Below are 17,258 nucleotides of genomic sequence, written 5' to 3'. Positions count from 1 at the left end.
CGTCTTCCGCCCGGCAAGAGGGGCGTTTCGCGATCGTCACTGAACGTTGGCGGAAGATGCGGTGGACGCGGCGCGCGCAACAGACGAATGCGCGCGCTCGCGGACGGCGAAGTCGTGGCGTCCTGATACCTCGACGCTGGTATCAACTCGGTGACGATGCTCCGCATCACGCCGGGGATGGTGGCAAGAAAGCCCGATCACCAGGGAGACCACGAAGGAAACCGTTAAAACCATCGCGCGGGGAATGCCGGATGTGTTCGGTGTACCTGCGGTGACTTGCTTGCGTGCTTTCTTTCATTGCACGCGAGGCTGCGGGTGCGGCCAGGCACCCGGCATTCCCTGCGCCCTCTTCACGAGGGTCTTGTTACGCAGCATCCGGGCGCATTCGTGTCGCGGAAATGCGGACCCGCGGCCATCTGACATGATTCTAACGTCGTCCCGGACAAGCGAGGCAAAGCCGGCCGCAATCCGGGATAAGAACTTCAGAACATATCGTTGTGCGAACCGGCAACAGAAGGGATCATTGGGCGGATTCCGCAGAATGGAAGCCCGCGCAGGCGGGGACGACAGCTAGAATCAGCCCGTCACTTGCGGCCGATCCACCAGCCGGCGATCAGCAGAACGATGCCGGCGGCGGCAGCGACAATACCGTGCTTGTAATGGATATGGGCCACACCACCTGATTGGTGCCCCGGAAAGAAGCCGGGCAACTGGTCCGCCGGAAAAATGAAATAGAATCCGGCCGCGATCAGAAGAACGATGCCGACAAGCATGAGAATGATCTTCATGGCTAACCCCTGCGTGATGGTTGACCTGGTTGAGCTTGAACCAGATTCATCCCATTTTGTTAATGGCAAGGTAGACGAATCGGCTGCGTATGACTGGAAACTTCCATGACTGACGTCGTCAACAACAAGGCGCAGCATCGCTACGAACTCGTGGTCGAAGACCATCTGGCCGCGACCTATTACACGCTGGCCGACGGCGTCATCACCTTCGTTCATACCGAAGTTCCAAGCGAACTCGGCGGCAAGGGCGTAGGCTCAAGGCTGGTGAAGGGCGCCCTCGATCAGGTACGCGCCGACGGCTTGCAAGTCGTTGCCCAATGTCCCTTCGTCAAATCCTGGATCGACAAACATGCCGATTAGGCCGATCTCCTGCTCAAGCGCTGAGGTTTTCCCCATGCCCGCCGTTCGCGACAACAAGGCACTGAGCCGCTTCGAATTCGATGTCGAGGGCGGAGTCGCCTTTGCCGATTACCGCATCACGCCATCGGCCGTCGTCATCACCCACACCGAGACGCCGCGCGCGTTGCGTGGCCACGGCATTGCGTCAGATCTGGTCAAAGGGGCGCTGGCCTTGATCCGCGCCGACGGCCGCAAGGTGATTGCGGGTTGCAGTTTCGTCGCCGTTTATCTGCGGAGGCATCCGGAATATGCCGATATGGTGGGGTGAGCTTGCTTTGGTCGCTCCCGTGCGAAAGCACGCGCAGGCGGGGATGACGTTCCCAGCTCACACGATCCGGATCGACATGTCCGGCAGGCCGTCGATCCTGGCGAGCAGCACGTCGCCCCTGACGACCGGGCCGACATTTTCCGGCGTGCCGGAATAGATGATGTCGCCGGCCTTCAGCTCGAACGCCTCAGAGAGCTTGGCAATCTGTTCGGCGACGCTCCAGATCATTTTGTCGAGGTCGGACGACTGGCGAACATTGCCGTTGACCGCGAGCGAGATCGCGCCCTTGGTGAAGTGCCCGGTCCTGGCAGCGGGATGGATCGGTCCGAGCACCGCCGCATGATCAAAACTCTTGCCGATCTCCCACGGCTTTTTCTGCGCCGCCATGCCGTTCTGGAGATCGCGCCGCGTCATGTCGAGCCCCACCGCGTAACCATAGACATGGTCGAGCGCCTGCTCCGGCGCGATGTTGGTACCGCCGGATTTCAGCGCCGCCACCAGTTCGACCTCATGATGATAATTCCTGGTGAGCGACGGGTACGGATGATCGGCAACCGAGTTGGGCGCGACAACCTGGATCGCATCGGTTGGCTTCTGGAAGAAGAATGGCGGCTCGCGCGTCGGGTCGGAACCGCGCTCCAGCGCATGGGCGGCGTAGTTGCGGCCGATGCAGTAGATGCGGCGAACAGGAAACACGTCCCTCTCGCCGGCGATCGGAATGGTTACGGCAGGTACGTCGAAGATCGGCTTTGGTCCCGATTGCGCCTCGGCGGAACGGCTCGCGGCGGCTGTGCCCGCCAGCGCCAGGACACCGGTAGCCAACAAGGCCCTGCGATCGACGGTTTCCATGCGGAAGCTCCTTACATTCCTGATGTTGCGCACGCTATCTACCGCCCGCCCCGTGGCCCGGCAAGCTGGCGCGCCTGCATTGAAGGCATGAAAAAGGCCAGCCAAACCGCAGAGCTTTTGGCACCTTGTGAAAGATCCGGCTCGTTCGCAAGAGGGAACGACCGGCAGAAAGTAACGCGGCCTTGTTGCGGCGCGAAGCAACGGCAAGGAAATTTTCGGCAAAGCCGCTTCAAATTGCGGCGAATGAGCGCGCCGAATTTACAACCGGCGTCAACGAAGCGTGAGAGACAAAACAGGCGAGTCGGAGTACGATTGCCCTATCAGTTCGCGACATGGCCAGTTTGGATTCCTTGTCTTCGCGTCTGGCCTGATCGTGATCGAATTTCGCGGACGGTACGTCCTCTTTTCTCGATGTCCAGGCAAGACCGCCCGCGTCAAGGGAGTGCGACCATGGCCAATCCATATTCCGGCAATGCCCCACCGCTGGTTCAGCCAGCTCAGGAAACCGCAGATCCCGTCATTCGCAGGATCGGGCTCTCCGATCTGCATGCAGCCTTGCGGCTCGGATGGGAAGATTTCAAGGCCGTCCCAAGCCACGCCATTATCCTCTGTGTCATCTATCCGGTGCTGGGCCTTGCGCTGGCGCGCGCCGTGCTCGGCTACTCGGTGTTGCCGCTGTTGTTTCCGCTCGCCGCGGGTTTCGCGTTGCTCGGTCCCTTTGCCGCACTTGGCCTTTACGAACTGAGCCGCCGCCGCGAACTGGGTGAGGAAGCCTCCGCATGGAACGCGCTTGACGTGTTCGCCTCGCCATCCTTCGGCGCCATGCTCGGTCTTGGCACATTGCTGCTCGCCCTGTTCGTCATCTGGATCGCGGTGGCGCAAGCGATTTACGTTGCGGCATTCGGCTATGCGTCCGCGGCCGAAATTCCGGATTTTATCCGGCGGGTGCTGACAACACCGCAGGGCTGGTGGCTGATCGTGGTCGGTTGCGGCGTCGGTTTCCTGTTCGCGCTGCTGGCGCTCTGTATCAGCGTAGTGTCTTTCCCGTTGATGCTCGATCGCCACGCTACGACCGGCGAGGCCATGGTGACCTCGCTTCGCGTTGTTGCGGCCAATCCGGCTGCCATGGCGGCTTGGGGCCTGATCGTGGCGGCGCTCCTCGTGGCCGGCTCGATCCCCCTGTTCCTGGGGCTCGCGATCGTCGTCCCGCTGCTCGGCCATGCGACTTGGCATCTCTATCGCAAGGTGATCGCGCCGGATCCCTATCAGCGGCCCGTTCCGCCGCGTGCGCCCCGGCAAAAACGCCCCGCGGCGGATTTTCCTGCCAACCTGTTTCCCTGGCGGCGGAAGGACAGCGCCTGAATGGACTGATGTGATGGTGATCGAACCGCCGGCGGTGGCGCGCCGGCCGTTCGTTACACGGTTCCGCGAAAGCCCCCGAGCCTTGTTTTGGCCGCGGTTGCGCCCGACATATCGCGCGACCTTGTTCAGCGCGGAAGGCAATTCGCTTGCAATATCGGCAGTTTCTCAATTGCGCCCTGGCGGCGGGCATGACCCTCGCGCTTTCGATGAACACCGCCCATGCGGCCGTGCCATGCGGCTCCGGCAACTTTCAAGCCTGGCTCGATGACTTCAAGACCGAAGCCGCATCCAAGGGCATCTCGCAGGCGACCCTTTCTTCGAGCCTGAACGGCATAACGCTCGATCAAAGCGTGCTCTCCCGCGATCACTCCCAAAAGGTCTTTGACCAGAGTTTCGAGCAGTTTTCCGGCCGTATGGTGCCGCCTCGGCTCGCGCGCGGCGCCAACATGCTGAAGCAATATGGATCGGTCCTGTCGCGGATCGAGGAAACGTACGGCGTGCCTGGCGAGGTGCTGGTCGCAATCTGGGGTCTGGAGACCGATTTCGGCGTCAACATCGGAAAGTTTCCGACACTGCGATCGCTGGCAACGTTGGCCTATGATTGCCGGCGCTCGGAAATGTTCCGGGGCGAATTGCTCGACGCGCTACGCATCATCGATCGCGGTGACCTCACGCCTGCCGAGATGCGTGGAGCCTGGGCCGGAGAAATCGGCCAGACGCAGTTCATGCCTTCGAACTACATCAAGTACGCCGTGGATTTCGACGCCAACGGTCGTCGCGACCTGCTGCGCAGCCCCCCCGACGTCCTGGCCTCAACTGCAAACCTCCTGGCGAGCTTGGGTTGGCAGCGCGGCAAGGATTGGCAGCCCGGAAGTCCCAACTTCGCTGTGCTCCAGCAGTGGAACAAAAGTGACGTTTATACCCGTACGATCGCCTATTTTGCTACCCGACTGACCCACGCGCCCTAGCCCGGCTATCGCAATAAATGAATCTTGAAATTCATTTTTTGCCATGTCTCCTGCTCATATATCGATGTTGCCGACGCTAATGAGCCGGGCAGATTGGCTGCAGATTTTCGGTATTTCTCCGGATCATCAGCGAAAATGACCTCGGCGATCGGCCGAACAGTTAATCAATCCTTATATAGCTATGCATAAAATGACTAGCTGCGCCGCAGCATTTTCACTAGTGCACTGCGGTATAGGGACCTATATTTCGGTTCAACGATTCAGCTCTCTTCAAAGTCTGAATCGAGATTTCAAGGAGACTACCCATGCTGCTCTCGCTCATCCGAATGATCCAGGCGTTCCGCGATTATCAGCGGAATGTCGCCGAATTGTCCCAGCTCACCGACCGGGAACTGGCGGATATCGGGCTCGACCGATCGGACATTCCGCGCGTCGCGGCCGGCAACTACACTGCCTGATATTTCTAACTGCTGACCGAACACGGATAGCGCCCGCCGACGGCGGGCGTTGTCGTTCGTAAGTGTTGGTGCGCATTCCACTCGCAGAAGAAACGCGCTACCTCTGTGCCTCATGACAGGCACTCTTCCACTGGAACCCATACACGTCATCGGCGGCGGGCTTGCCGGCTCTGAGGCCGCGTGGCAGGCGGCCAATGCCGGCGTCCGAGTTATCCTCCACGAGATGCGTCCGCAACGAATGACGGAAGCACATCGAACTGACGACTTCGCTGAACTCGTCTGTTCGAATTCGTTTCGCTCCGACGACGCGGCGAACAATGCAGTCGGACTTCTGCACGCCGAGATGCGGCGGCTCTCGTCCCTGATCATGCGCGCCGCTGACGCTAATCAGGTCCCTGCGGGGGGCGCCTTGGCGGTCGATCGGAACGGCTTTTCAGCCGCCATCACCAAGGCGCTGTCCGATCATCCGCTGATCGAACTCAAGCGCGGCGAAATCGAGGGATTGCCGCCCGATGATTGGACCAATGTCATTGTCGCGACCGGTCCGCTCACCTCTGAATCGTTGGCCCGCGCCATCCGCGAGCTGACTGACGAGAAGGCGCTGGCCTTTTTCGACGCAATCGCGCCGATCGTTCATCGTGACAGTATTGATATGTCGACGGCCTGGTTTCAGTCTCGCTACGACAAAATCGGCCCCGGCGGCACCGGCGCGGACTATATCAATTGCCCGATGACGAAAGAGCAGTATGACGATTTCGTCGCGGCGCTTCTGGCGGGCGAAAAGACGGACTTCAAGGAATGGGAAACGAGCACGCCATATTTCGACGGCTGTCTTCCCATCGAGGTGATGGCAGAGCGCGGCGCGGAAACACTGCGCCACGGCCCGATGAAACCGGTCGGGTTGACCAACCCGCATCATCCTACCTTAAAGGCCTACGCCATCGTGCAGCTGCGGCAGGACAACAAACTCGGCACGCTGTACAACATGGTGGGTTTTCAGACCAAGCTGAAGTATGGCGCGCAACAGCGTGTCTTTCGCATGATTCCGGGACTTGAGAACGCCGAGTTTGCCCGGCTCGGCGGCCTGCACCGCAACACTTTCTTGAATTCGCCAAAGCTCCTGGACGAACAGCTGCGTCTGAAGGCCTCGCCGCGATTGCGGTTTGCGGGGCAAATGACCGGCTGCGAAGGCTATGTCGAGTCCGCCAGCATTGGCCTGATCGCCGGCCTTTATGCCGCAGCGGATGCGCGGGGCCTTTCGCTGCCCTCACCGCCTCCGACGACCGCGCTTGGATCTCTTCTTGGACACATCACCGGCGGCCATCTGGAAACGATCGACAGTGGTCCGCGCTCGTTCCAGCCGATGAATGTCAATTTTGGATTATTTCCGCCGCTCGCCAACCCACCCACAAGAAAGGCGGACGGAACGCGCCTGCGTGGCAACGAAAAGGTGGCTGCGAAACGTCAGGCTCTCAGCGCCCGGGCATTGACCGACATCGATTGCTGGATCGCCGATCATTTGCAGCCGGCTGTGGCTGCGTGAGCATCTCATGAATTTGCCAAAAGAAGACGCTGAAGTTCTCTCGGCGCGATGGATCGAAGGCGTCCTCCTCAAACGCGACGTATTTTCATCGGTGGAGCGCGGCCGCTTCCGGACGCCGAATGGCGAGGTTGACGCCATCCTGCGCCGGATCAATCAGGTGCCATGGTGGTCGCACCTGCTTGCTCGGCACTTGTTCCGCCGTGAGCGGCACGCCTTGGCGGTGGCGCGCGATCTCAACGTGGGACCACCGCTGCTATGGGGCGGCCGGCAAGCGCTGGTGCGCGGCTTCATCGATGGGGTCGCCCTGCACCTGGCGAAACCGGCGGGCGACGTTGCCTATTTTCGGTCGGCGAAGCAGGCCTTGCACCGGCTGCATCGCGCCGGGGTCTGCCACAACGACCTTGCGAAAGAGCAGAATTGGCTGGTCGGACGTGACGGCCGCGCGTACCTGACGGACTTTCAGCTGGCGGCATACTTTCGAAAGCGCAATTGGCTGTTTCGTGTCGCGGCCTATGAGGATCTGCGGCATCTTCTCAAACACAAGCGCAGCTATGCCCCGTCAGCGCTAACGCCGAAAGAGCGTCAGATTCTTGCTCGAAAGTCGATCGTCGCCAGGCTGTGGCTTGCAACCGGCAAGAAAGTCTATCAGGCGATTACTCGTGGCCTGTTCAACTTTACCGATCGCGAAGGAGGCGGCCGCCGCCTGGTCAACGATGCGCCGGTGCTGGTACAGGAGATCAGGAAGAATCCAGCTGTCCGCGATGCGGCGATCGTCGCCTTCCCGGATCGCCGCGTCGGCGTCGGCCTCTATGCGTTCGTCGAATCCGATCAGAATGCGCTCGAGACCGAATTAAAGGGCGCGCTCGCCGCAGGCCGAGGTCCCAAACCGCCGGAGCATATCCAGGTGGTCAAGGCGCTGCCGCGCGACGCCGGTGGAAAGCCGCGTCTCGAGCTCTTGCAGTTGGTCGCAACCAATCAGCTCGACCTGATCGAGACCATGGTCACGAGCGAGCCTGACCGCGCGTTTCTGAAGACCATTCTGGAGTCCCGGAAGAATCTCCGGGATCGATTCAATTTCGAAACCGCCGGGATGGACTGACCGTCATCCGACGACGAATGCCGAGGCTCTCCGCGACGCTCGCCACAGCGTCCACAGCACCGCAAGTCGCGACGGCGGACGTACGAGGAAGGGATCGTTGTCGGCCCGCATCAGTCTGGCAAGATCCCGCTTGGTTTGCGCGAGCGGGAGGAATGCCGGCCGAACCTCCGGCATCACGGAAGGAAGCAGCCTGTAGGCTGCATCGACATGCTCGCGCGCTTTATCCAGGACATCATTCAGCGTTTCGCGTAGCCCGGGCGTTAGCTTTCCGGCGAACAGGTCCTCAGGATCGCAGCCATGCTTCGCAAACACCTGTTGAGGAACAAAGAGCCGGCGTCGTGACGCATCGAGCGGCAGCGACGCCATAATCTGCACGATGCCCTGCGCCAACCCTGCATGGCGCGCCAGATGCTCGACCTCGCTGGACGGCGGTCCCATGATCGCCGAAGCCAGCGAAAACAGCGCCGACGACGTATCATTGAGGTATCCCTCGAGCGCAGCCGTGGTTGGCATGGGATCGTTGTAGAGATCGAAGAGATGCTCATCGATAAGCCGCGAGAGAGGCTCAACCGGCAATCGATGGCTCCGCATCACGAATAGAAGCTCGGCGGCGACCGGATTTCCTTCCACGCCGCCTTGGCCCTGCCCTGCAAGCATGTCGCGCCACCACTGCAATCTGATCTCGCCCGGCAGAGGTTGGCTGACCTGCGTATGCACCCGGCAAATTTCGACGTTGAAGGCATAGAGTGCCAGCAGGGCGCGGCGTGCCGGCGCCGGCACAAACAGTGTGGATGCATAACGGACGAAATCGTGGGCGCGGACAAGCTCCGCGCATTGATCGGCCGCGCCTCTGCCGTCATCGACCGCCGCCGTGCTCATGGCACAGCGATCAGTGCCGCGGCGACGCGTCGGCGCTCGCCGATCATGATGTTATAGGTGCGGATTGCCGGCCCTGTTTGCATGGCATCGACCCCGACCTGCGCCGCACGCAACGCCTCCCGCAAATGCCGGGGGACGACCCAGACCTCCGTGCCGGTGCCAACGATCAGCGTGTCGATCTGGTTCGCAGCGGCAAACACACGCGACAAGGAATACTCGTCGATTTCGGCTGCGTTCGTCACCGGCCAAGCCCAAATGGCATCCGGCAGGCACAACAGCGACCCCCGATGCGACATGTCGGCGAAAGCAAAGCCGCCCTTTCCGTAAGCGTCGATCGGCGCTGATCTCGGAAGATGTGGCGCGTCGGCGCGATCGTTTGCTTGCCTGGACATGGGCGTTTCCGAAAACAGGATCCCGCTCTTCGGGATCAGGCCCGCGTCACTTCTTCGCGGGCGTATCCGGTGTATCGGCGCGGTGGGTCCCGACGCCAAGATAGATCAGGATCGGTGCGGCGATGAAGATCGACGTGTAGGTACCGACCAGCACGACACCGAACATCATCACGGCCGTGAAGCTGTGGATCGCGTTGCCGCCGAACAGCAACAGCGCCAGCAGTGCCAGCGTCACCGTGACGTGGGTGATGATGGAACGCGACAGTGTGGAATTGATCGATTCGTTGAGCAGTTCCGGCATCGGCATCTTCTTGTAACGCCGCAGCATCTCGCGGATACGGTCATAAATAACGACCGTATCGTTCAACGAATAACCAAGAATGGTCAGCAAGGCGGCAATACTGGTAAGATCGAAATCGACCTGCGAGATCGACATGAAGCCGATCGTGAGCACGATATCGTGCACGTTGGCGATCATAGCGCCCAACGCGAACTGCCACTCGAACCGGAACCAGAGATAGATCAGGATACCGACGATCGCGAGCATCAGTCCGATCATGCCGTAGGCCAACAGCTCGCCGGAGACGCGCGGGCCGACGACTTCAACACGCCGGTAATCAACGGAATCGCCGAGCGCGCCACGCACCTTCTGGACGGCCACCTGTTGCGCCTGGTCGCCGCCGGGCTGCTCGGCAACCCGGATCAGGACCTCGTCGGGACCGCCGAACTGTTGCAACTGGATATCGCCGAGACCTAATCCGCCCAGCGTCGAGCGCATCGCGCCGATATCGGCGGTGCCCGATTTAGCCCGCACTTCCATCAGCGTGCCGCCCTTGAAGTCGATGCCGAAATTCAGGCCATGCGTGAAGAACAGCGTGATCGCGACAATCGAAAGCATCGCCGAGATCGGAAAGCTGATGCGGCGAAAGCGCGTGAAGTCGAAATGGGTGTTGTCCGGCACGATGCGCAGCGGCGGCAAGAGGCCGAAAATGCTGACGACCGTCAGTATGACGATCAAGATGCCCAGCCCAATCAGAACGGTATGAGTCACGGCCGCATTCCCTTCAAATCGGCACGCTTTGCGGCCGCTTCCAACGCACCCATCCGGCGACGATCAGCCGGGTCAGCGTGAACGCGGTGAAAACCGTGGTGAGAATGCCGATGCCAAGCGTCACCGCGAAGCCGCGAACCGGACCTGTGCCGATGTAGAACAGGACCGCAGCAGCGATGAATGTTGTAATATTCGAGTCGAGGATGGTTGCGAGTGCCCGCTTGAAACCGGCATCGATCGCGGAAATTGCATTACGTCCGCCGCGGATCTCCTCGCGGATTCGCTCGTAGATCAGCACGTTGGAGTCGACGGCGATGCCAACGGTCAGCACGATGCCGGCGATGCCGGGCAGCGTCAGCGTGGCGTTCAGAAGCGACAGCAAGCCGAAAATCATGGCCACGTTCACCGTCACCGCAATATTGGCGAACAGGCCAAACAGGCGGTAGGTCACGAGCATGAAGACGATGACCATGATCGAGCCGACGTAAGCGGCGAGTTCGCCTTTTTCGATCGAGTCCTGGCCGAGGCCCGGACCAACCGTGCGCTCCTCGATGACGGTCAGCGGTGCCGGCAGCGCGCCGGCCCGCAACAGGATTGCGAGGTCATTCGCCGATTGAACCGTGAAGCTGCCGGAGATCTGCCCCTGCCCACCGATGATCGGTTCGCGGATCACGGGGGCCGAGATCACCTGGTTATCCAGCACGATTGCAAAGCGCTGACCAACATTCTCGGTCGTGGCCTGTGCAAATTTACGCGCCCCGGTCGAATTGAATTTGAAATTCACAACGGGCTCGCCTGAACGTTGATCGAACCCGGTCTGCGCGTCGCTTAAATCTCCGCCCGATACCAGCACCTGCTTCTTGATAACGAGCTTCTGACCGTTGACTTCAGGCAGGAGTTCGTCTTCCGGCGGTATTCTTCCCTGCGCGGCCGCGTCCGGTGACACGGACTCGTCGACCATGCGAAATTCCATCTTGGCGGTCTTGCCAAGCAGCTGTTTCAACCGCGTCGGATCCTGCAAGCCCGGCACCTGCACCAGAATTCGATCGGTGCCCTGGCGCTGAATCACGGGCTCGACGGTGCCGAGCTGGTTGACGCGCCGCTCGACGATCTGGATCGATTGTTCGATGGTCTGGCGGATGCGATCGGTGATGGCAGCCTGCGGCACCGTCAGGCGAATCGTTCCATTGCCGGAGTCCGTCACTTCCAGGCTGCGCTGACCGTTGGAACCGAGCAGTCCACCCAGCGGCTGGGACAATTCGCGCAGTTTCGCCAGCGCCGGCTGCACCTCGTTTTCCCGGGAGATATGCACCTCAACCGCGTCATTCCGTGCGTTGAGGCCCGTATAGCCGATCTTGGCCTCGCGCAACACGCGGCGAACGTCGTCGCGAACGGTGTCGAGCTTCTCTTTCTTGACGTAATTGGAATCGACTTCGAGCAGCAGATAGGAACCGCCTTGCAGATCGAGACCGAGCACCAGATGGCGCTGGGCCCAGACGGGCCAGGTCTTCACCCGGGCCTCCGAAAAGAAGTTCGGCACGGCGCACAGGCACACCAACAGCGCGGTCAGAATGATCGCCAGCGCTTTCCACCGTGTGAAATACAGCATCGAATTGACTCGTCAAATCCAGAGAAAAGCGGCGACTGCTTTCAGCCCGCAGCGGTCTCGTCCTTGCCGAAGTCGCCCTTCTCCTTGGCCGGTTCGCCCTTGGCGCGAACGCCCGAGATCATTTGCCGCATCTGACGGACGCGTACGCCGTCGGAAATTTCGAACTCGATCTGATCGTCGTCGACGACCTTGGTCACCTTGCCGACCAGCCCACCCGAGGTCACCACGGTGTCGCCACGGCGAATGTTTTTCACGAGTTCCGCGTGGTCCTTCACCTTCTTCTGCTGCGGACGCAGAATCAGAAAATACATGATCACGAAGATCAGGGCGAACGGCAGCAGCGACATCAACATACTGTTGGCATCGCCGCCGGCTGCGGCCTGGGCATACGCAGGGGTAATCAGCATTCGTTCAATCCTCGTGGAGCGGTGACCGCAGAGCGCACAACATCGGGCGCCGAGCCGTCCGGGGGCAAATTTGGCGCGGACTATAGCGGCCAGCGGCCCAATTGCAACGCCGCCACGCCCTCACAGACCCTTCATTTGGGCCGCTTGCGAGCCCCCGCAAGGGCCGTTAAGGGTTCGCCGTCAGAAAGGCCAAAGATGTCGAAAAAGCCCGCAAAAAAAGCCGCCCTACCCGCTCGGAAAGCCAAGCCGCCCGCCGCGCCGCAACGGTCCACGAACGGTGCCGGGCCCGCACCGCGACAGGATACGGCGGAACGAATTGCTGTTGCGCTGGAAGCCATCGCGACCCACTTGGCAGCGACCGCGCCCGCCTCGGAGGGCGGCGAGGTCTTGCATCAGGCCGACGCCTTCATCTGGCATCCCGAAGGTCGGCTTGCACCCGTTCCGCATGTCAGCCGGGTCGACATCGACCTGCTCAAGGGAATCGACCGAATGCGGGATATCCTGATCGAGAATACCGAACGCTTCGCCAACGGCTTTCCGGCCAACAACGCGCTGTTGTGGGGCGCGCGTGGCATGGGGAAATCCTCCCTGGTGAAAGCTTCACACGCCAGCATCAATCGCGACCGGGAGCCGGCAGATCGACTCAAGCTGATCGAGATCCATCGAGAGGATATCGAGAGCCTTCCGCTCCTGATGGAGTTGCTGCGGAAAGCGCCGTTCAACGTCGTCGTGTTCTGCGATGATCTTTCCTTCGACGGCAACGATGCATCTTACAAGTCGCTGAAGGCGGTGTTGGAAGGCGGTATCGAGGGCCGTCCCGACAATGTAATCCTCTATGCGACCTCCAATCGCCGGCACCTCCTCGCCCGCGAGATGATCGAGAACGAGCGTTCAACCGCGATCAACCCCGGCGAAGCCGTTGAAGAGAAAGTCTCGCTTTCAGATCGTTTCGGCCTGTGGCTCGGCTTCCATCGGTGCAGCCAGGACGAATACCTCGCCATGGTGAAGGGCTATTGCGGCCATTTCGGCATCAAGTTGGACGACGAAGAGCTCGAGCGTGAGGCCCTGGAGTGGTCAACGACCCGCGGCTCGCGCTCAGGCCGCGTGGCCTGGCAATTCACCCAGGAATTGGCCGGCCGGTTGGGCGTGCGGATCAAGCTCCGTTGAGGAATTGCAGCGGATCGACCGGGGTCGAGCCCTTGCGAATTTCGAAGTGAAGTTGCGGTGAGGCGACCTCACCCGACTGCCCCGACTTGGCGATGACCTGACCACGCTTGATGGTGTCGCCCCGCTTGACCAGAAGCTCGCTGGCATGGGCATAGGCCGTCACATAGCCATTGGCGTGGCGGATCAGCACCAGGTTGCCGTAGCCCTTCAACTCATTGCCGGCGTAAGCGACCACACCGTCCTCGGCGGCCTTCACCGGAGTGCCTTCCGGCACGGCCACGTTGATACCGTCATTGGCCTTGCCATTGGTCTTGGCGCCGTAGCTCGTGATTACTTTGCCGCGGACCGGCCAGCGGAAGGTCGGCAGGGCGCCCGTCGCCTCGGCTGCTTTCGCCGGAGTCGCAGCGGGCGCGGCCTCCTCGATGCCGGTGGTTTGCGCCAGTCTCGCTTTTTGCTGCGGATCGGGCGCGACCGCGGCAACCCTGGGCGTAGCCGGCACTGGCGCCGGAACCGCTTGGGCGACCGCTGGCTGCGCCAGCGGGCTTGCAGCCGCAGCTGTCTTCGCAGGCACAGTGAGCTTCATTCCAATCCGGAGCTTTGCGCCCGGCTCGAGACCGTTGGCCCTTGCCAGTTCGGTCGCGGAAATGTGGTTGTGCCGCGCAATGGCCATCAACGTCTCGCCACGATTGACGACATGGACGGATGAAGCCGCGGCGGTGGTGGCCACCGGCCTGTAGGCGGGAGCGGAGACCGCGGGAGCAGCGGCGACGGACCCCGGGTGGGGGATGATCAGCTGCTGCCCCGGAGACAGCATCCGTGGGCCCCTGTAGCCATTGGCCTGAAGGATCGCGGCCGGCGTCACATGATAGCGCCGCGCCAGAACTTCCAGCGTGTCGCTGGTGCCGACAATGATCGTGGTGCCGTGAGCCGGATGCGTTGCCGCAACCGAGTGCGGCACGCTGCCGGTTGCTTCGATCGGATGGCTCGGCGGCGTGTAAGAAGCCATGCCCCGGCCGCCACCGGAAACGCCCACGCTCGCCGACGGATATGACTGTGGCGCCGAAATCGGCGGCGGCAGGCTCTGCGACTGGACCTGCGACTGCGGCCGCGCATATTGCGCAAGCTCGCGGCGCGGCACGGGGGCCGGTGGCACGGCCGCCGTCGATTCGTTGCCGGCAAACGGATTTTCAGAAAGGCGGCTCTGCATGTCGGCGCTGCAACCAGCAAAACCGATCGACATCAGCGCCAGCACCGCGATCTGCGGCACGCGACGCGAGCAAAGCAACTCGACGGCACGGGACATGGTTACTCACTCGTACGCAACAAAATACTGATTTGAGTTAACACGTGCCGAGTAAATAACCGCTTAAGCCTACGAATAAGACGTTGGCGGGACAGCCGATCCGGAGCTTTACAGCTCCCGTGCGATTCCGGGCAAGGCCGGCACGAAGCGCACATCGACAAGCTGCTTGCTCTCAAATCCGCCATCCGTCCTGACCAGGCGGACGAGGGACTGGACACCATTGAGGGGGCCGACCGGGGCAATCAGGATGCCGTCGGGTTCGAGCCGGTCGGCAAGCGCGTCGGGAATTTTCTCCATCGCCGCGGTCGCGATGATGCGGTCGAAACTGCCAACGCTTTCGGGAATGTCGAAGCCATCCCCCATCATCACCTCGACATTGTGATAGCCGAGTTCTTCCAGCCGCGCCCGGGCGCGGTCGGCCAATGTCCGATAACGCTCGATCGTGAGGACCTGGCCGCAGAGCTTCGACAGGACGGCAGCTTGATAACCGGAACCGGTGCCGATCTCGAGCACCCGATCGGACTTCTTTAGCTGAAGCTGTTCCGTCATGTAGGCCACGACGAAGGGCTGGCTGATCGTCTGGCCGCAAGCGATACCGAGCGCCATGTCACGATAAGCGTCGAGACGATCGGCAGGATCGACGAACCGCTCGCGCGGCACGTCCTCCATGGTGCGGAGCACCGCCTGATCGCTGATGCCGCGCCGCCGCAGATTCAGCTGAAACATCATCTTCTGGGGCGGGTTTTGCAGATCTGGCATCTTGGTTTGTGGGCTGGCCTGCCGGCGGCCAAAGCCGATATGCGATGGCTCCGATTCCAACAGCATACCACTTCCGATCCGTGTTCCCGCATCCGAACTTTTCGATCCGACAGGTCAAGATTGCGCCGAAGGCGGATATTTGCGATCTTTCGACGGAAGAATGGTCAGGGACTTCATCGATGGGCGCGGCGCGGACGTCAGGCGGATCGGTATTCCTCGTCGAGGACGAGGTCATGATCAGGATGATGGTAGCCGACATGCTCGAAGAGCTCGGCTACAGGGTTGTCGGCGAGGCCGGCGATATCGGCGAAGCGATGAAGCTTGCGCAATCGGCTGAATTCGACCTTGCCATCCTCGATGTGAACGTCAACGGCAAGGTGATTTCGCCGGTGGCCGAACTCATTGCTGCGCGCAATCTCCCCTTTATTTTCGCAACCGGCTACGGATCGTCGGGACTTCCGGCGGAATATCGCGATCGGCCGGCGCTGCAAAAGCCTTTCCAGATCGAGACGCTGGCCCGCGTGATCGAGCAGGCGCTTAACCGCACGGCGGCCTGACCCGCAAACGGCGCCTGACCTTTACTTCAAGGTCGATGCGAGGTTCGCGGAAAATGCCTCGTCGGTGCGGTCAAGCCGCAACGGCGTCACCGACACGTAGCGCGATGCAAGCGCCCATAGGTCCGTCCCCTCGGCCGGCACGTCGACTTTGGACAGCCGCTCAAAGCCGATCCAGAAATAGGGGTTCCCGCGACCATCACGCCGCTGGTCGATCTTGAGGAAGCCCAGATTGCGTTTGCCTTGCCTCGTCACGCGGACACCGGCCACCTCGTCAGGCGCGCAGGCCGGAAAATTCACGTTGATCACCGTGTCCTTCGGCACCCCGGCATCGATCACCTTCTGAAGGATCGCCGGGCCGAATTGCAGGGCGGTATCCCACAGCGGCCTTTCGCGCGTCTCCAGCGTAAATTCCTGCGACAGCGCAAATGACGGCAGGCCCAGGATCGTGCCTTCCAGCGCGCCGGCAATGGTACCGGAATAGACGACGTCCTCGGCAACGTTGCGTCCCTTGTTGACGCCCGAGAGCACGAGATCCGGCAGTTTTTGACCCAGGATATGGCGCGCGCCCATGATGACGCAGTCGGTCGGCGTTCCCCGGACCGCAAAATGGCGGGAACCGACCTCGCGCAGACGAAGGGGATCGTTGAGCGACAGCGAATGCGAGACGCCGGACTGATCGAGTTCCGGCGCGACCACCCAAACGTCATCGGACAGCTTCCGCGCAATCTCTTCGACCACCTTCAGGCCGGGCGCGTGAATGCCGTCGTCATTGGTGCACAATATTCGCATCGCTCGAGCGGCCTTTCCGGTCGATTTCTGGGCAAGGCTGGTGTGGCGGTTCACGGCCGTCTTATCCGGCTACGGGTCCCGAGGCAAACTCCTTGTTTTGATTACAAATTTGTATGCGGCCGTCAGGTTTGGCTACTTAGATGTCTGCTAGGGTCGCATGCGGACGCGCCAGACCGGCCGCAGTTTCGCCGCCGCTCCCTCGAACCGCATGACGAACTTGGGGGCAACAAGCGCTGATCGCTGAGGTTCAGGCGCAGGCGCCAAGTGGATCTGCGGTGAAACGGGCGGCGGAGGCGGCGGCTCCTTTTGCGGCGGCTCGGGATAGTATTTCCGGGCGGCAGCGATCGCCTTGTCGAAATCTTCCCGGTTGACCCACTCCAGATTGCGAACGGCGTCCTGAACGCCATCCACCCACAACCGGGAGACCGAGATGTCGAATTGTCCCCTCTGCTTCTGATTGCAGGCCTGGATGCCGTGACCGGTCACCGCCCACTGCTTGCCCACCCAGTAGATGTCGCGGTGCAGAGCCATCGGCTCGATGCTTTTTTCCGAAAATGCATTTGGGCCAAAATCGCAAAACAGGATACTCCGACGGCTTGGCTGCGCAACTG

The 17,258-nt window shown here is 61.4% G+C and carries 20 protein-coding genes; 9 read left to right on the top strand and 11 right to left on the bottom strand.

From position 1 onward, the window contains the following. Positions 1-584 precede the first annotated feature (584 nt). Positions 585-788, bottom strand: a complete 204-nt coding sequence (locus NEZ08_RS08560; protein WP_298106175.1) for a hypothetical protein — start codon at positions 786-788, stop codon at positions 585-587. Between the two features lie 105 nt (positions 789-893). On the opposite strand from NEZ08_RS08560, the gene NEZ08_RS08555 reads away from it, so the two are divergent. Both NEZ08_RS08555 and NEZ08_RS08550 read left to right on the top strand, forming a co-directional pair. Further along, the gene (locus NEZ08_RS08555; protein ID WP_298106174.1) at positions 894-1,148 is read left to right on the top strand and encodes a GNAT family N-acetyltransferase; all 255 of its coding nucleotides are present in this window, start codon (positions 894-896) and stop codon (positions 1,146-1,148) included. Between the two features lie 34 nt (positions 1,149-1,182). Beyond that, entirely contained in the window at positions 1,183-1,455 is a 273-nt protein-coding gene (locus tag NEZ08_RS08550) for a GNAT family N-acetyltransferase (protein ID WP_298106173.1), read from the top strand. 57 nt (positions 1,456-1,512) lie between these two features. On the opposite strand, the gene NEZ08_RS08545 is transcribed toward NEZ08_RS08550, so the two are convergent. Further along, on the bottom strand, positions 1,513-2,304 hold the full coding sequence (locus NEZ08_RS08545; RefSeq protein WP_298106172.1) for a fumarylacetoacetate hydrolase family protein: 792 nt from the start codon (positions 2,302-2,304) through the stop codon (positions 1,513-1,515). Between the two features lie 450 nt (positions 2,305-2,754). Here NEZ08_RS08545 and NEZ08_RS08540 point away from each other — a divergent pair, with 450 nt between their 5' ends. The 5 genes from NEZ08_RS08540 (at position 2,755) to NEZ08_RS08520 (ending at position 7,734) form a co-directional block, all read left to right on the top strand. Next, positions 2,755-3,666 (top strand): DUF2189 domain-containing protein, encoded by a 912-nt coding sequence (locus NEZ08_RS08540; protein WP_298106171.1) that lies wholly within the window; start codon positions 2,755-2,757, stop codon positions 3,664-3,666. A 188-nt stretch (positions 3,667-3,854) separates the two neighbouring features. Then, positions 3,855-4,634, top strand: coding sequence for a lytic murein transglycosylase (locus tag NEZ08_RS08535; protein WP_298106170.1), 780 nt, complete (start codon positions 3,855-3,857; stop codon positions 4,632-4,634). Positions 4,635-4,939: 305 nt separating this feature from the next. After that, the gene (locus NEZ08_RS08530; RefSeq protein ID WP_298106169.1) at positions 4,940-5,092 is read left to right on the top strand and encodes a DUF1127 domain-containing protein; all 153 of its coding nucleotides are present in this window, start codon (positions 4,940-4,942) and stop codon (positions 5,090-5,092) included. A 49-nt stretch (positions 5,093-5,141) separates the two neighbouring features. After that, positions 5,142-6,635 carry a methylenetetrahydrofolate--tRNA-(uracil(54)-C(5))-methyltransferase (FADH(2)-oxidizing) TrmFO gene (gene trmFO, locus NEZ08_RS08525; RefSeq protein ID WP_367278393.1) on the top strand — a complete coding sequence of 498 codons (1,494 nt, stop codon included), beginning with the start codon at positions 5,142-5,144 and terminating at the stop codon, positions 6,633-6,635. Between the two features lie 7 nt (positions 6,636-6,642). Continuing rightward, positions 6,643-7,734, top strand: coding sequence for a serine/threonine protein kinase (locus NEZ08_RS08520; RefSeq protein ID WP_298106167.1), 1,092 nt, complete (start codon positions 6,643-6,645; stop codon positions 7,732-7,734). 3 nt (positions 7,735-7,737) lie between these two features. Here NEZ08_RS08520 and NEZ08_RS08515 read toward each other — a convergent pair whose 3' ends face one another. Genes NEZ08_RS08515 through yajC form a run of 5 tightly spaced genes read right to left on the bottom strand, consistent with a single transcriptional unit; the run spans position 7,738 to position 12,072 of the window. After that, entirely contained in the window at positions 7,738-8,613 is an 876-nt protein-coding gene (locus tag NEZ08_RS08515) for a phytoene/squalene synthase family protein (protein WP_298106166.1), read from the bottom strand. Continuing rightward, positions 8,610-9,005, bottom strand: a complete 396-nt coding sequence (locus tag NEZ08_RS08510; protein ID WP_298106165.1) for an Mth938-like domain-containing protein — start codon at positions 9,003-9,005, stop codon at positions 8,610-8,612. The genes NEZ08_RS08515 and NEZ08_RS08510 overlap by 4 nt, the downstream gene beginning before the upstream one ends. 46 nt (positions 9,006-9,051) lie before the next feature. Then, positions 9,052-10,056, bottom strand: a complete 1,005-nt coding sequence (secF, locus tag NEZ08_RS08505; protein ID WP_298106164.1) for a protein translocase subunit SecF — start codon at positions 10,054-10,056, stop codon at positions 9,052-9,054. Between the two features lie 13 nt (positions 10,057-10,069). Continuing rightward, positions 10,070-11,665 (bottom strand): protein translocase subunit SecD, encoded by a 1,596-nt coding sequence (gene secD, locus NEZ08_RS08500; RefSeq protein ID WP_298106163.1) that lies wholly within the window; start codon positions 11,663-11,665, stop codon positions 10,070-10,072. A gap of 41 nt (positions 11,666-11,706) precedes the next feature. Next, positions 11,707-12,072, bottom strand: coding sequence for a preprotein translocase subunit YajC (yajC, locus tag NEZ08_RS08495; protein ID WP_298106162.1), 366 nt, complete (start codon positions 12,070-12,072; stop codon positions 11,707-11,709). Between the two features lie 195 nt (positions 12,073-12,267). Between yajC and NEZ08_RS08490 the strand changes: the two genes are divergently transcribed. Beyond that, on the top strand, positions 12,268-13,239 hold the full coding sequence (locus NEZ08_RS08490; RefSeq protein WP_298106161.1) for an ATP-binding protein: 972 nt from the start codon (positions 12,268-12,270) through the stop codon (positions 13,237-13,239). On the opposite strand, the gene NEZ08_RS08485 is transcribed toward NEZ08_RS08490, so the two are convergent. Together NEZ08_RS08485 and NEZ08_RS08480 are read right to left on the bottom strand one after the other, a co-directional pair. Then, the gene (locus tag NEZ08_RS08485) at positions 13,226-14,542 is read right to left on the bottom strand and encodes a LysM peptidoglycan-binding domain-containing M23 family metallopeptidase (RefSeq protein WP_298106160.1); all 1,317 of its coding nucleotides are present in this window, start codon (positions 14,540-14,542) and stop codon (positions 13,226-13,228) included. The genes NEZ08_RS08490 and NEZ08_RS08485 overlap by 14 nt on opposite strands. Positions 14,543-14,650: 108 nt before the next feature. Continuing rightward, positions 14,651-15,301 (bottom strand): protein-L-isoaspartate(D-aspartate) O-methyltransferase, encoded by a 651-nt coding sequence (locus NEZ08_RS08480; protein ID WP_298106177.1) that lies wholly within the window; start codon positions 15,299-15,301, stop codon positions 14,651-14,653. Between the two features lie 179 nt (positions 15,302-15,480). Between NEZ08_RS08480 and NEZ08_RS08475 the strand changes: the two genes are divergently transcribed. Then, positions 15,481-15,858 (top strand): response regulator, encoded by a 378-nt coding sequence (locus NEZ08_RS08475; RefSeq protein ID WP_298106159.1) that lies wholly within the window; start codon positions 15,481-15,483, stop codon positions 15,856-15,858. Positions 15,859-15,879: 21 nt separating this feature from the next. Here NEZ08_RS08475 and surE read toward each other — a convergent pair whose 3' ends face one another. Together surE and NEZ08_RS08465 are read right to left on the bottom strand one after the other, a co-directional pair. Further along, complete coding sequence (surE, locus tag NEZ08_RS08470; protein WP_298106176.1) at positions 15,880-16,647, bottom strand: 5'/3'-nucleotidase SurE; 768 nt, start codon at positions 16,645-16,647, stop codon at positions 15,880-15,882. Between the two features lie 147 nt (positions 16,648-16,794). Then, entirely contained in the window at positions 16,795-17,178 is a 384-nt protein-coding gene (locus NEZ08_RS08465) for a hypothetical protein (RefSeq protein WP_298106158.1), read from the bottom strand. Positions 17,179-17,258: the final 80 nt, after the last annotated feature.

Origin of the sequence: Bradyrhizobium sp., from assembly GCF_027451485.1 — a bacterium.
Lineage (GTDB): Bacteria > Pseudomonadota > Alphaproteobacteria > Rhizobiales > Xanthobacteraceae > Bradyrhizobium.
Note: the sequence above shows the minus strand (reverse complement) of the source record. Positions and strands in the feature narration are given on the sequence as shown.